Origin of the sequence: Clostridium sp. MT-14, from assembly GCF_042436595.1 — a bacterium.
GTDB lineage: Bacteria > Bacillota > Clostridia > Clostridiales > Clostridiaceae > Clostridium_B > Clostridium_B aromativorans.
Genome location: NZ_JBHMIY010000010.1, coordinates 50,597 through 65,772 on the forward strand (window position 1 = coordinate 50,597; position 15,176 = coordinate 65,772).

The following is a 15,176-nucleotide window of genomic DNA, read 5'->3' on the forward strand; positions in this document are numbered from 1 at the left end:
TAAAATTGAAAAATCTAATTATTATTCTCCATGATGAAATCTTTAAGTATGACTGCTTTTATCTTGTCATAGCTTATACTGTCTGGAAGGGATTTCTTGATTGGCTTCAACCTGGACATCCCCAATTTTTTTATAGCTTTCAGAATCTTACTTTCCTCATCTCTCGTAAACAAATTATAGAACTTTATCTCTGCATTTAGTTTTTTTCCCTGTTCCACATATTTTTCTATATGAGACAGTACTGTTGATATGGTAAGGCTCCTCTTTTCTGAAATTTCCTCTATATTCATATTGTCCTCAAGCATACTTACAGTAATCTCAAAAGTTTTTAATTTGTTATTTTTCCCAGTATTGTTTTTCTGCAAATTCATTTCAAAAACCCAGTTGGGTTCTATTTTATTCTCATACACATATTTCTTCACAATTTTTAAAAATACATTTCCATACTTTTTGAGCTTTAATTCACCAACTCCAGATATATCAAGCATTTGTTGAGGAGTTACAGGATACCTGCTGCTAATTTCTCTTAAAGTAGTATCCGAAAATATCAAATATGGTGGGACTTCTTCTTCTTTAGCTATTTCTCTCCTGCAGCTTCTCAGTAATTCAAACAGATCACTGTTTGTGGTTATTTTCTCCGCTTTAGTAGATTCCTTTAAAATTACCTTTTCTTCTCCTTTTAATATCTTTACGGAATTGGAATTCAACATTACCGTAGGATATTCCCCTTCTTTCAAGGAAATATAACCTTGAGCTATAAGTGTATTTACAAAATTCGAAAGTTCCTCCTTTGAATAATTCTTCATTATTCCATAAGTGGATATCTTATCAAAGCCGTATTGAAGTACTTTTTTTTGTGAAGAACCTCTGAGCACATCCACTATCATATTTACGCCAAATTCCCTTTTCATTCTATAGATACAGGAAAGAACTTTTTGAGAATCCACTGTTTTATCTACATATTCTCCTTCTCTTATACAGTTACTGCAATTTCCACATTCCTCGTAATCCACCTGTTCTCCAAAGTAATTTAATATATATTTTCTCAAACATCCATTATAATGGACAAAATCCACCATACACTGGAGTTTCTTATATTCACTTATTCTCCTGTCTGAAGACTGAATACTAGTTTCTATCAAATACTTTTGTGTAATTATATCCTGTGGAGCAAACATGAGTATACATTCGCTTTTCTCACCATCACGACCTGCCCTCCCTATTTCCTGATAATAACTTTCTATATTTTTGGGCATATTATAGTGAATTACAAATCTTACATTTGATTTATCAATACCCATTCCAAAAGCATTAGTTGCAGCTATGACATCCACCCTGTCATAGACAAAATCTTCCTGATTTTTTTTCCTATCCTCTATTGATAATCCTGCATGATATCTTCCTGCAGATATATTATTGGCCTTGAGCTTTTCATATAAACTATCCACTTCTTTTCTAGTAGCTACATATATTATACCTGACTGTCCTGCATTTGCCCTTATATAATCAAGTATGTATCTAAACCTATTTCCCACCTTCAAGCAGCTTATTTTTAAATTTTTTCTATCAAATCCAGATATAAAAACCACAGGGTTATTCAATTTTATCTGCTCTGCAATATCCTTTCGTACCTTCTCCGTAGCAGTAGCTGTAAATGCTGTAACAACAGGCCTTTTGGAAAATCCAGCTATAAATTTCCAGATATATGTATAACTCACTCTAAAATCATGACCCCATTGAGACACACAATGGGCTTCATCTACTGCCACCTGCGAAACCCGCAGATTTTTGATTATACTGCAGAATTCAGAAGATTCCAGTCTTTCTGGAGCTACATACAATATTTTTATATCTCCACTTTTTAAGGAAGAACATATATTTAAAATTTCACTTTGAGAGATGGAACTGTTTATATAAGCAGCTTTTATTCCCAGAGCTTTTATACTGTCCACTTGATCTTTCATAAGAGAAATAAGAGGAGATATTACAATAGTTATACCCTTAAAAAGTAGTGCCGGTATCTGGTAGCATATGGATTTTCCGCCTCCTGTAGGCATTATGGCCATGGTGTCTCTTCCATTCAATATGCTTTCAATCACCTTACCCTGATCTCCCCTAAAATTATCGTATCCATAATATTTATTTAAAGCTTTTAAGGCGCTGTTAATCAATGACTTCACCCCTATATCGTTATGCTTTTAAAAAAATTATACCATATAAAGTTGTCACCTAACCCAAAACATATGTGTAAAATACTTATATGAAAATATTATGAGATTTAACGAATATTATCTTGATATATGCACTATAATTCATTATAATGAGTATTATAATTGATAATTGATGATTTATTTAATTAGACGCACTTTTAAATATAAAATATATATCTATATTCATAGCGGTATCAATTTATTTTCATACAAAATCTACCCTGTGAAGAGAGTCTTTCATCCCAAAAGGGACGGAGGGCTTTTATAGTGCCATTATTTTAAAAATAGGAGGAGAGTGGAATGAAACAAAATGTATGGGATTTAGCCGTAATTTTATTAGGATTATTTTTAATTTCCTTTGCTTTAAATGTTTTTCTTGCGCCGCATAAAATTGTACCAGGCGGAGTTTCTGGACTGGCTATTGTACTGGAATCTATACTGCACATAAAAAAGTCAATAATAATAGGTTTCTTCAATGTGCCAATTTTTATCATAGGGTTATTGACACTTGGGAAAAAATTTGTACTAAATACAGCCTTAGGCGCTCTTCTCATTCCAATATTTGTGGAATTAACCAGCAATACTGCTCCTTTTACCAATGATACCTTGCTATCATCCCTACTTGGAGGAGTTCTTACGGGAATCGGCGTGGGAATGCTTTTAAGTAAGCAATCTTCCGTAGGAGGTACAGATACTATAGCTAAAGTCATATGCAAATACGCCCACAAACCTGTTGGCAAAGTAATGATGAGCTTGGATTTGTCCATAGTAATGCTTACCTGTTTTGTCTTTGGTATAGAAAAAGCTCTATATGGTGTGGTCACAGTATATTTAATTGGAAGAGTGGTGGATATATATATCAAGGGCTTTACCGATTCCAAATCCGTATTTATAATTTCAGATAAAACCGAAGAAATCAATAATTTGATTTTGACCAGACTTCACGAGGGCACTACCAAAATCGAGGCAAGAGGCGGATACACAGATGACAAACGCGATATACTGATGTGCCTTGTAACAAATACAGAGCTGGTTAAACTTAAGAAAATAGTAAAAGAAGTTGATATAAATGCTTTGGTTTTAATACAAAATTCCTATGAGGCCTATGGAAAGGGATTTGGTACTGCTTAATCAGAGTCTATATATTTGTATATTAAATGGACAGAAGTGGACTTGTGTCCACTCTTTTTATTTTAAATTATCCTAACATTATAAAAATCTTCAATTTAAAACCAGGCTTTTTTTAAAGACCTTATTCCATTTCCCATCTCTTCAAAACTCAGATGTCCATATCCCATCAACACCATATTATGTTTTTTATAATTATTTTTATCAAAATAGTAAAAGGATACAGGATAGACTTTGACCCCCTTTTCCAGGGCTGCATTTATCAATTCCGACTCATCCAGCTTGTTTTTTACCTGAAGTACAACGTTGAGCCCTGCTTTCTCGCCATAGACGGCAGCATTTTCTCCAAATTCATTTTTTATACAATCTATAAGAAACTGCTGTTTTCTAGCATATATATTTCTCATTTTCCTGAGATGGGCTTCAAATAATCCTTTTCTCATAAATTCTGCAATTGTCAGCTGATGAATTTTGGATGCAGTTTGATTTATAAAGCTTCCTTTTTCAATAAAAAGATTCATTATGCTTTCAGGTAAAATCATGTATCCAACATGCATTCCTGGAAAAAGAGTTTTTGAAAAAGTTCCAAGATAGATCACTCTATTTTCATTATCCAGGCTTTGAAGTGAAGGTATTGGATTTACATTATATCTAAATTCGCTGTCATAATCATCCTCAATAACATATCCACCGCATCTATCAATAAAATTGAGAAGTCTTATGCGGCTTGAGACAGGCATGATCATACCCATGGGATGCTGATTGGACGGTGTTACATATATCAACCCTGGAACTGTTTCAAGGCCTTCAAGTTTTTTTATATCCATTCCGGACTGCGTTAATTCAACAGGCTCTATGTTATATCCATACCATTCAAAAACCTTTCTCACAGGAGAAAAGCCCGGTTCTTCAAAAGCAACGTTCCTATTACAACGCTCACTAAGCAGGTCACATAATATAGCCATCAAAGTCTGTGTCCCCGCACCTACAATTATCTGTTCAGAACAGCAGGCCACTCCTCTTGAACTTTTGACATAATCTGCAATCTGATTTCTTAATTCAAATTCACCTCTGGGATCCGAATAGGTCAATATGTCTATATTTTCTTTTTTCATAATACCCTGCTCAATTTTTCTCCAGCTTGCAAATGGAAAACTGCCGTGATCCACCGAGCCGGGTTTAAAATTACAGGGATATGCTCTATCATCTATATGAATACTTCTCAACGGTTTAAGCTTTAAGGGTATATTTTCTCTCTTGACGGTTTTTATCTGCTTATCTATAGCTTCCACATAATAACCACTGCCCTTTCTACTATAAACATATCCTTCACACAGCAGCTGGTTATAAGCCTCCTGAACTGTATTTCTGCTGATACAAAGCCTGTTCTTAAGCTGTACTATAGATTCCAGCCTGTCGTCTTTTTTAAGTATCCCTTCCAGTATAGCTTTTTTGTAGCATCCATATATCTGGATATACAGCGGTTTTTTACTGTCCTTTTCGATGAACACCGGTATTTCCATAAAATCATCCCCATAATTTTTATAAAAATTATACCTTTTTACAGTAACAATTATATAGTAATATTGTATCAAATATATATCACATGTAAAGGAGATCGTTTTATGATAAAAGAAATATTGTTACTTGGAAATGAGGATCTATACAAAAAAAGTCTTTCTGTTGAGAAGGGGGAAATGGATGCAGTAGAGAAGACTGTTTCGGATTTGCATGATACCTTAATTGATTTCCGCAAAAAATATAATGCAGGAAGAGCAATTGCAGCTCCGCAGATTGGAATATTTAAAAGGCTGATATACATGTATATTCACAGGCCCATGGTTTTTATCAATCCCATACTTAAATTTGACAATAACCAGATGATGGAAGTTATGGATGATTGCATGTCCTTTCCAAATCTGCTGGTAAAAGTCAAACGCTATAAAGAATGTACCGTGATGTACAAAGATATAAATTTCACGGATAAAACAATAAAATTTCAAGGAGATCTATCAGAACTGATACAGCATGAATATGATCACCTGGATGGAATACTGGCAACAATGAGAGCTATAGACAACAGATCCTTCTATCTAAAAAACAAAGGAGTATAAGAAATTATGAAAAAAATAGGAATTCTGGGCGGAATCAGTTCCGCCTCCACAATTCAATATTATAAAACCATACTTGATATGTACTATAAAAAATTCTCGGATTACTATTACCCTGAAATAATAATCAACAGTTTGAATTTTCAATATTTTACGAATTTAGAAAATGAGCATAAAACCTCTGAATATATAAATTATATAATAAACGGTATAAACAGCTTACAAAAATCCGGTGCCGATTTCGTCATAATGGCTGCAAACTCCCCCCACTCAGTATTTCACAGTATAAAGCAGCAAATAGATCTGCCTGTGCTGAGTATTGTGGATGCAGCTGCTGAAGAATGCAGCAGACTTAAATTGAAAAAAGTATTATTGACAGGGATAAAGTACACCATGCAAAGCTCCTTTTATCAAAAGGGATTTGAATCCTTCGGCATAGAGGTATTGACCCCGTCAGAAAAACATCAGGATAAAATAAACTCAATAATTTTCAGTGAACTTGTTTTAAATAGGGTAACGGAAAATACCAGAGAAAATTTCAGGGAAATCTTGTCCAGCTATGATGTGGATGGTGTAATTTTAGGCTGTACCGAATTACCCTTGCTTCTAAATCAGAAAGATATGAAACTCCCACTGATTGGCACCCTCAAGCTTCACTGTAAAGCGGCATTATCATACGCTTTAGCAGAATCCTAGACTGCTTGGAGTTATCTCCAAATCGCGGCCAAAAGTACATTTATCTCATTGTGAACTACCACCACTTATAGAAGTGGATGGCTTCTTAGTCAATATTCCTAATGGAACAAGTTTACCTAAGCTCTAAAGTCGAACCAACCTCAGTGTATTACCAAAATTATATGGCTAATTTCAGCAGATTTTTGCTGGCGTTTATATCCCTGTCATGGTATGTGCCGCATTTAGGACAAGTCCATTCCCTGAGTGCAAGATTTTTTACTTCTCTATTTTTATATCCACAAACTGAACACAATTGACTACTTGCATAATTACCGGGTGCCACTATTATTTTTCTGCCGTACCACTCAGCCTTGTATTCCAGCATTCTTCTGAATTCACTCCAGCTTGCTTCGCTTATTGCCTTTGCCAGCCTGTGATTCTGCTGCATATTTTTAATTTTTAAGTCCTCAATAACTATAGATTGGTTTTCTCTGATTAGTTTTATTGATAACTTATTTAAGAAATCTGCCCTTTGATTCACTATCTTCTCGTGTAATTNGTACCACTCAGCCTTGTATTCCAGCATTCTTCTGAATTCACTCCAGCGTGCTTCGCTTATTGCCTTTGCCAGCCTGTGATTCTGCTGCATATTTTTAATTTTTAAGTCCTCAATAACTATAGATTGGTTTTCTCTGATTAGATTTATTGATAACTTATTTAAGAAATCTGCCCTTTGATTCACTATCTTCTCGTGTAATTTAGATAATTTTAATCTAGTTTTTTTTCTGTTATTACTGCCTTTTTTCTTCCTTGATAGATCCCTTTCAAGTTTGACAAGTATATCTATATCTAAATACCCAAAAGATTTGCTACTTTTGCTTCATTGAATCCCACCAGGTATTCGCCATTTATCACTATAACTGGAACAGATCTGTATCCCTTTGCCATAAGTTGTTTTCTGGCATCTGGATCCGTAGTTATATTGTGTTCTGTAAAATCTATATTATGCTTTGTAAAAAACTCTTTTGCACTATGGCAGTATTGACAGGTACTGGTTGTAAATATATCAACCTTACTCATGAAATCATCTCCTTGTAATATTTCCATTTCAGATCTATAATATCATATTTGTCAGAATCTATCAACACACTTAATAATAATTATTATTAGATATTAGCTTCACTTTTGTGGTATTTAAATATTTCCAATATCTTAACTTAAACTTAACCTTCAATTTAAAATAATTAATGAAATTTAATAGATTACGGCACTTTACGATATATAATATATATGAATGTACATAGGGGAGATGGAATAATGAAACATAAAAAAATATCCAGTAAAAAGAGGAAAAATATACTAATACTTTCAGTATCAATTCTATTTTTATTTTCTCTTGGATTTATTTCTGGAGCAAGCGTGTCTTACAAAAAATCAAAAACTGTGGCAGCCAACAATATTTCTAGTTCACCCAGCAATATTTCTAATTCAACTAAGAGCTCTTCCACAGAATCTCAAAAATACATGAATAAAAGGGAAAGTAAGGTACAAACTTTTAATTCAAAGGATTTAAGCAATTTTAACCCTTATAAATCAGATGGAAGAAAAGTGGTATATCTGACTTTCGATGACGGACCTTCTTCAAATAATACACCTAAAATACTGGCTGTATTGAAAAATTATAATGTAAAAGCTACATTTTTCTTAATCGGAGAAAATGCGGAACAAAATAAGAAACTCGTAAAAGAAGAAGCTGCAGAAGGGCATGCGATTGGGAACCATACCTATTCTCATAATATGAGGTATATATATTCAGATCCAAAAGTATTTATAAGCGATATTAAAAAATGTGATGAAGTGTTAAAATCCATTTTGGGCAGTAATTATAATTCAAAGCTTATACGGTTTCCGGGAGGATCTTTCGGCAGAAAACTGGAGCCATTTAGAGAAGAAGCAAAAAAAAATGGGTACCGATATGTCGATTGGAATGACTTAACTGGCGATGCTGAACATAACATAGTTCCTGTAGTAAACTTAATTAGTAAGGTTAAGCAGTATGCTAATCATGATCATTTGGTTATATTGATGCATGACGCACCCGAAAAGGTTACTACTGTACAAGCTCTCCCACAGATTATAGAGTATTTCCGTTCACAAGGGTATTCTTTTGATACACTCTAAAGGACATTACTAAAAACAGGTAGTTTGGAACTACCTGTTTTTAAAAGCAATTTAAGATAAAATATTATCTTTTATATAAATCTCTCAATTTCTGAAATGCACTAAAAGATCTTTTTATCATCTCTGGGTCAACACAATAAGATATTCTTACATATCCTTGGCATCCAAAATCATCTGCCGGCACGATGAGAAGGTTGAATTTCTTTGCATTCTCAGAAAAATTAACTGCATTTTCTTCTAGTGACTTTACAAACAAATAAAATGCGCCATCTGGTCTAACACATTGATAATCCATTTTACTAAGTCCGTCATATAACAATTTTCTATTTGCATCATATAATGCTATATCTGATGTTTCTCCCAGACACTGCAGGATTACCTTTTGGAACAAACTCGGGGCACATACATACCCAAGAGAACGCCCTGCTCCACATACTGCTGTATAGACATCCTTGGCATTTTCAACACAATGGGGAATCAAAATATATCCTATTCGCTCTCCCGGAAGCGAAAGTGATTTACTGTATGAGTAACATACAATTGTATTCTCATAACAAGCTGGAATATATGGCACCTGTATGCCATCATAAACGATCTCCCTGTAGGGCTCATCTGATATGAGATATAAAGGTCTTCCATATTCTTTGGATTTCTTTTTCAATAAATCCGCTAAAGATCTCAATGTTTTTTTCGAATAGACAACACCTGATGGATTATTAGGAGAATTTATTATGATTCCTTTTGTATGGGAGTTAATAGATCCTTCCAGCAAATCCATCTGAATTTGAAAATCTCTTGTATCTGCCGGTACTACTATAGGCTTTGCACCTGCATTCCTTATAAATACTTTGTACTCTGGAAAATAAGGTGCAATAATAATAAATTCATCCTCGGGATTTACACTAAGAGCCCTAAGTGTAATAGAAAGTGAAGCTGCTGCACCACACGTCATATAAAAATTTTCTGCTTTAAGCTGACATTTAAATCTGCTGTTCATATAATCAGCTATACCTTTCCTCACTTCAAAATCTCCCTGTGCAGAAGTATAACCATGAATTTCATCTGACCTTTTTGTTTCCAACAAATTTATTATAGCTTCTCTTACACATTTCGGTGCTGGAACAGTTGGATTTCCAATACTGAAGTCAAACACATTTTCTTTCCCAACAATTTCAGCCTGCTGCTTTCCATACTCAAATAGCTCTCTGATTACAGAGCGTTTTGCTCCTAATTCATACATCTCTTTTGATACCATTATCATATCACTCCTTTTAAACGGCCTAATAGCCGGCGGCCTGCAAAATTTCACAAGCGTTAATTGACCAAATTTTTAATCCAAATCATATTCTCTGGCATCTTCTTCACCTTTTAGCACTCTAAGTGTAAGTGTACCCAATGCCAAAGCTTCCATTTCATTCTCACCAGGCATAATTTCTACCGGTGCAATAAATTCCACTCTTTTTTTTATCCAGGTAGTCAGCATATTTGAATATGCTATACCACCTGTAATAATAATGACATCTACATTTCCCTCTACCACTGTTGCAAGCTCACCTATTCTCTTGGCAACTTGATAAGCCATAGCCTCATACACCAATTTTGCCTTTTGATCTCCACTGTCAATCATTTTTTCAACTTTTCTAGCGTCATTTGTATTAAGATAATCCTTTAATCCACCATTCCCCCTAAGCTTTTTATGCATGGTTTTTTTATTAAACTTTCCAGAATAGCAAAGGTCTATAAGCGCCTTGCAGGGAACTTTCCCAGCTCTTTCAGGGGAAAATGGTCCATCATCATCAGGCATTACATCAACCATTCGCCCTCTTTCATGAACACTTAACGATATTCCGCCGCCTAAATGGGCAACAATAAAATTCATGTCTCTGTATTTTTTTCCATACTTTTTTGCAGTTTTCATTGCCATTGCTCTTGAGTTTAACGCATGACTAGTACTTTCCCTTGGTATATCCGACATACCTGATATACGGGCTATGTCTTTCAACTCATCCACCCTGACTGAGTCATATATATAGGCCGATACTCCAATGGAATTTGCTATCTCATAAGCAATTAGTGCTCCTAAATTTGAAGCATGCTCCACCACTGGCCTATTTTTTAACCTGTCCAACATTGCCTCATTAACTATATAAGCTCCCGACTTTACTTTTGGAAGCATTCCTCCTCTTCCCACAACTGCATCTAATTCATGAACTTCATATCTTCTTTCTTTTAAAAATGAAAGAACAACTTCTTTTCTCATATCAAATTGATCTGCAACTTTATTATATTTTTCAATTTCCTCAGCTGGGTGTTCCAGTGTTTCACATAATACTTCTTTTTCATCTTCATATAAAGCTATTTTTGTAGAAGTAGAACCAGGGTTAATTGCCAATATTTTATAACTCATTTTTTATCTAGTTACGAATATCATGATAAGACGTAACTATACTCCTTTCTTGGTAGGTATAATTAAAATTGATCTGCTAATTTCATCCCTGTATCAATAAATTTACTATTTAAGGGCTGCCGCAGACAATACCAGAGATAGGTACTTTTCTTCAGCAGAGGAGCCTCTTGATGTTAAAACAATGGGAACTTTGGCCCCCACAATAAATCCTGCCATTTTTGCACCTGCAGAACATAGTAGAGATTTTCCCAATATATTTCCTGCTGTGATATTAGGAGAGATTAAAATATCTGCATCTCCTGCCACAGGGCTATTGTAACCTTTTAATTCAGCTGATTTCTTGCTCACAGCTAAGTCATAAGAAATAGGCCCTTCTACAATGCAATTTTTGATTTTTCCGTTTTTATTCATTTCCTTTAACAGACCTGCATCAACAGATTCGGGCATTTTAGGATTGACCTTTTCAACAGCGGCTAAAACGGCAACCTTGGGATTTTCATATCCCATAGTAATAAGTGTGTTAACAGCATTTTCAATAATTTGCCTTTTCTCATCCAAATTTGGGTACATCATCATTCCACCATCTGTAGTTACCATTAACTTGTGATAGCTAGGCACTTCATTAAAAACAAAATGAGACATGACATTTCCTGTTTCAAGTCCTTTTTCTTTATTTACTACCGCTCTTAAAATATCCGCAGTCTGGATTTTTCCCTTCATAATAAAATCTGCTTTATTCTGATGTATAAATTCTACAGCCTTCTCTGCTGCAGCATTGTCATTTTCCACATCAATAATGGAACTATTATCTAACTTCTCTTTTAAATTGTCTAAAACTTTCTTTATTTTCACCTTATCACCTATTAATATAGGTTCTACAATATTATTTCTTTTTGCTTTAAATACAACCCTTAAGGTGTGTTCATCCTGTGCAGCAACTACTGCTGCCCTTCTTTTTTCTTGGAAACCCTGAACATTTTTGATCAGTTCTGTAAAATTCTTAAATATCATGTTTTTCCTCCTCCAACTCTTGTACAAAACATTCCTGACATACTATTTTACGATAATTACAATGAGCAAATATTATGCCAGCGTTCAAGCTTGTTACTAATTGGTATTTTAACCTTAAAAAAATTACAAAAAACTGATAAAAGGGTTAATAGGTACTTATTATTTAACCCTATTAACCCTTTATATATTAGATACTCCTCTTTCCCATCATTTATCATTTTCCAGAACATTCACATAAAAATCCTCAGCATTTACATCTTTTTTTAAAAGTCCCTGTTTTTTAAGCCAGTTTATATTGTTCTGCCATACGCCTTTATCCTGACTCAGAAAAGGCTCATTTTTTGATTCCATCTTAGGCAAAAGTATACTCAAACTTTTCTTTTCAACAGCTTCCTTAAGAGGAAAACTGCCTTTTTGTTGATTGTCCATGAGTATTTTCAGGGCCTCATCCGGATTATTTTTGGTATACTCAAATCCCTTCTGGGCGGCCTTCATAAATTTTTTAATGGTTTCAGGCTTTTCCTTTAGAGTTTTATCGCTGGTTACAAGTACTTCTTCATAATAATTTGGGACTCCATATTTGGAAGGATCAAAATAATTTACAGGATGATTTTCATTTTCCATCATGAGAACTTCATGATTTATAAGTCCACCTGTAGTGGCATCTACTTTTTTAGTTACCATGGATGACAGAAGATCAAATCCTACATCCACCATCTTAACAGTATCCGGATTTCCACCATCTTTTTTAACCATGGTCTTTACGTACTCGGTATTCAGCGGATTCCCTGAATAGCCCACGGTTTTTCCCTGAAGATCCTTAGGTGAATTTATATTATTTGACTTCAGTGCTATTATAACATTCAAAGGTGTATGTACTACCGCTCCAACAGATTTTACAGGTACTCCCTGGTTAGCTCTTGCAATTACAAGATCCGGCTGATAGTAAATCCCAAGTGTCGCCTTTCCTGCTGCTGGAAGAGTGAGTGGATCTGTAGGATCCGACGGAAATTTTATATTCACTTTAAGTCCTTCCTCTTTAAAATACCCTTTCTCAATAGCTGCATATATAAAACTGTGTATGGCGTTTGGATACCAGTCAAGCACCAAATCCACGTTTTCAAGCTGTCCATTGCCATTTTGTGATGATTTACTGCCGCACCCTGCTAAACCCACCAACATTAAGACTGACATTATAAAAGCTAAGATCTTTATTTTCCTCAAATTTCATTCCTCCCCTTTACTATTTTATTTTCCAGTATGCTTATAATTTTAACCATAATCAATGCGACTACAGACAATATTACAATAGGTGCAAAAACCCCAGCACCGTCCAGCTGTGTCATCATTCTCTTACTAAAATATCCAAGTCCTGCCTGGGCTCCCAGCCACTCACTTATGGCTGCACCTACCACACTCAATGGTACTGCTATCTTAAGGGCGGAAAAGAAGTAAGGAAGTGATGCTGGAAACTTCAATTTTATAAATATATCTCCTTTGCTGGCACCATAGGTAAACAGAAGTTCCTCCATATCCCTCCTAGTGGAACGAAGTCCGTCATATACATTTATGGTTATTGGGAAAAAAGTTATGAGTATGGTTACCAGCACTTTGCTCCATATGCCATATCCAAACCACAGCACAAATATAGGAGCAAGTGCAGTTATGGGCACTGTCTGCGTTACAATTACAATAGGATAAAGAGCTCTCTGTACTCTTTCACTTATATTCATAGCAGCAGCAAGAAGAACCCCAAATACTATGGATATTCCAAGCCCTTCAAAAGTCACAGCAAGGGTAGCCGGCAAATGTACCAAAAATAAGATGTCCTTCAGCTCCCATATTTTTTTCACAATTGCTGTAGGAGATGGGAGGATGTACATAGCATCTATATATCTGGCAATTGCTTCCCAGACTGCAAAAAACAACAGGCATATTATTATGGAGGATCTGTATTTTTTCACAACCTTATCCCCCTTTTAAGTTCTTCTATAAGCTGTGCCTTTATCCTCAAAATATCAGGATTGTCAAGCATATCTCTTGTTCTGGGATAGTTTAAATCAACCTTTATTTCCTTAAATTTTCTTATAGGACTTCCATCTGTTACAAATATTCTTGTAGACAAAAAAAGTGCTTCCTCCACATCATGAGTTATAAACAATACAGTCTTGTTTAATTTGGACCACTTATCCAAAAGCCATTCCTGCATAGAGAGTCTTGTTATTGCATCCAGTGCACTAAAGGGCTCATCCAAAAGGAGCAGTTCTGAGCCTGTAAGAAGAGTTCTTGTAAAGGCTACCCTCTGGCGCATACCTCCGGACAAATCCCTGGGATATTTATCTTTATATTTTTCCAGGCCGAAACTTTGCAGCATTTCTTCTGCCTCGTTCCTGACCCTTTTCATATCTCCACCTTTGATCTCAAGGGGCAGTGAAGAATTTTGAAGTATGGTTCTCCAGGGTATTAAAAGATCATTCTGAGGCATATATCCTATGTAGCCCTTTCCCAAAACGTTTATATTTCTGCCCTCTAAAAATATATCTCCTTCAAAAGGTCTCTCCAATTTGCAGATAAGCCTGAACACAGTGCTTTTTCCGCATCCGCTGGGACCCACTATACTTATGAACTCCCCTTTATCTACTCTGAAACTCAAACTTTTTATTATAAAATCCGGGTCTTCATCATATTTAAAGCTTATATTTTTAAATTCCAGCACAATTACATCCTCCTGTCATAGCCATATCCCAAAACATACTTTCATATTTACTGGTATTTATAAAAATTTCTTTCAATCTCTCAAATTTCTTTTCCGATATATCTGCAGTCAACTGATCAAACAGTTCAATCAGCCACCTCGTTTCCCTTTCGTAATCTTCTGAAGAGTACCCCCTTATCCACTGTCCATAAAATTTATCTTCCACGGCTCCCTCTATTTTACTCAGTCTTTTACCAATCAAAAGATAACTCCACATACAGGCTAGAAGGGAAGCTGTTAAATCCATCAGATCTCCCATCTGCGACACTGACAGCATGTAATTTGTATAGGAAATATTTTCAATGGCAGCTTCGGTATTCTCTATATTCTCTTTTCTTATGCCCAATCTTTTCATATAATTTCTATGTATATTCATCTCTCCATTCAATATATTGTCCACCATCTTCGAGAAACCCCGCATGATACTCTCATCTTGGGCTTTAACTATTCCAAGTGCATATACTTTTACATAATCCAGAAGATATATATAATCCTGAATCATGTAAAATTTGAATTTCTCCACATTCAAACTTCCATCTGCTATTCCCCTTATAAAAGGATGCTCGTAATAAGAATCCCATATAACCTTTACACTATCATATAATTTTATAGATGTTCTCATACAATCCCGCCTTTTCAATTCACAATGCACAATTATTCTCATAAAAAAGGTACAAACTTTTAAAAAAATGTTTGTA

At 34.9% G+C, this 15,176-nt stretch carries 14 protein-coding genes and 1 pseudogene; 4 read left to right on the forward strand and 11 right to left on the reverse strand.

Annotation, left to right across the window (positions count from 1 at the left end; translation table 11 throughout):
* Positions 1-14: 14 nt before the first annotated feature.
* Complete coding sequence (gene recQ / locus ACFHWD_RS09275; protein WP_378061568.1) at positions 15-2,168, reverse strand: DNA helicase RecQ; 2,154 nt, start codon at positions 2,166-2,168, stop codon at positions 15-17.
* A gap of 342 nt (positions 2,169-2,510) precedes the next feature.
* On the opposite strand from recQ, the gene ACFHWD_RS09280 reads away from it, so the two are divergent.
* Positions 2,511-3,341, forward strand: coding sequence for a YitT family protein (locus tag ACFHWD_RS09280; protein WP_150355987.1), 831 nt, complete (start codon positions 2,511-2,513; stop codon positions 3,339-3,341).
* Between the two features lie 95 nt (positions 3,342-3,436).
* Here ACFHWD_RS09280 and ACFHWD_RS09285 read toward each other — a convergent pair whose 3' ends face one another.
* On the reverse strand, positions 3,437-4,861 hold the full coding sequence (locus ACFHWD_RS09285) for a PLP-dependent aminotransferase family protein (protein WP_179977612.1): 1,425 nt from the start codon (positions 4,859-4,861) through the stop codon (positions 3,437-3,439).
* A 102-nt stretch (positions 4,862-4,963) separates the two neighbouring features.
* Between ACFHWD_RS09285 and ACFHWD_RS09290 the strand changes: the two genes are divergently transcribed.
* Both ACFHWD_RS09290 and ACFHWD_RS09295 read left to right on the forward strand, forming a co-directional pair.
* Positions 4,964-5,452 (forward strand): peptide deformylase, encoded by a 489-nt coding sequence (locus ACFHWD_RS09290; protein ID WP_150355985.1) that lies wholly within the window; start codon positions 4,964-4,966, stop codon positions 5,450-5,452.
* Between the two features lie 6 nt (positions 5,453-5,458).
* A complete protein-coding gene (locus ACFHWD_RS09295) occupies positions 5,459-6,145 on the forward strand; it encodes an aspartate/glutamate racemase family protein (protein WP_236035324.1) in 687 nt (228 codons plus the stop codon).
* A 157-nt stretch (positions 6,146-6,302) separates the two neighbouring features.
* Here ACFHWD_RS09295 and ACFHWD_RS09300 read toward each other — a convergent pair.
* A pseudogene (locus ACFHWD_RS09300) lies at positions 6,303-6,962 on the reverse strand (RNA-guided endonuclease TnpB family protein); the annotation flags it as partial.
* Positions 6,963-6,973: 11 nt separating this feature from the next.
* Positions 6,974-7,204 (reverse strand): glutaredoxin family protein, encoded by a 231-nt coding sequence (locus ACFHWD_RS09305; RefSeq protein WP_150355983.1) that lies wholly within the window; start codon positions 7,202-7,204, stop codon positions 6,974-6,976.
* Between the two features lie 237 nt (positions 7,205-7,441).
* Between ACFHWD_RS09305 and ACFHWD_RS09310 the strand changes: the two genes are divergently transcribed.
* Positions 7,442-8,305, forward strand: coding sequence for a polysaccharide deacetylase family protein (locus ACFHWD_RS09310; RefSeq protein WP_179977613.1), 864 nt, complete (start codon positions 7,442-7,444; stop codon positions 8,303-8,305).
* Positions 8,306-8,369: 64 nt separating this feature from the next.
* On the opposite strand, the gene ACFHWD_RS09315 is transcribed toward ACFHWD_RS09310, so the two are convergent.
* The 7 genes from ACFHWD_RS09315 to tenA form a co-directional block, all read right to left on the reverse strand.
* Positions 8,370-9,560, reverse strand: coding sequence for a pyridoxal phosphate-dependent aminotransferase (locus ACFHWD_RS09315; protein ID WP_179977614.1), 1,191 nt, complete (start codon positions 9,558-9,560; stop codon positions 8,370-8,372).
* Between the two features lie 75 nt (positions 9,561-9,635).
* Positions 9,636-10,712, reverse strand: coding sequence for a butyrate kinase (gene buk, locus ACFHWD_RS09320; RefSeq protein WP_378061519.1), 1,077 nt, complete (start codon positions 10,710-10,712; stop codon positions 9,636-9,638).
* A gap of 105 nt (positions 10,713-10,817) precedes the next feature.
* Positions 10,818-11,723, reverse strand: coding sequence for a bifunctional enoyl-CoA hydratase/phosphate acetyltransferase (locus tag ACFHWD_RS09325; RefSeq protein WP_378061521.1), 906 nt, complete (start codon positions 11,721-11,723; stop codon positions 10,818-10,820).
* A gap of 207 nt (positions 11,724-11,930) precedes the next feature.
* The gene (locus tag ACFHWD_RS09330; protein ID WP_229981932.1) at positions 11,931-12,947 is read right to left on the reverse strand and encodes an ABC transporter substrate-binding protein; all 1,017 of its coding nucleotides are present in this window, start codon (positions 12,945-12,947) and stop codon (positions 11,931-11,933) included.
* Positions 12,944-13,687: an ABC transporter permease gene (locus ACFHWD_RS09335; RefSeq protein ID WP_150355979.1), complete on the reverse strand. Its 744-nt coding sequence runs from the start codon at positions 13,685-13,687 to the stop codon at positions 12,944-12,946. Before ACFHWD_RS09335 ends, ACFHWD_RS09330 begins: the two co-directional genes overlap by 4 nt.
* The gene (locus ACFHWD_RS09340) at positions 13,684-14,439 is read right to left on the reverse strand and encodes an ABC transporter ATP-binding protein (RefSeq protein WP_179977617.1); all 756 of its coding nucleotides are present in this window, start codon (positions 14,437-14,439) and stop codon (positions 13,684-13,686) included. Before ACFHWD_RS09340 ends, ACFHWD_RS09335 begins: the two co-directional genes overlap by 4 nt.
* Positions 14,426-15,100, reverse strand: coding sequence for a thiaminase II (gene tenA / locus ACFHWD_RS09345; protein WP_150355977.1), 675 nt, complete (start codon positions 15,098-15,100; stop codon positions 14,426-14,428). The genes ACFHWD_RS09340 and tenA overlap by 14 nt, the downstream gene beginning before the upstream one ends.
* Between the last annotated feature and the right edge of the window lie 76 nt (positions 15,101-15,176).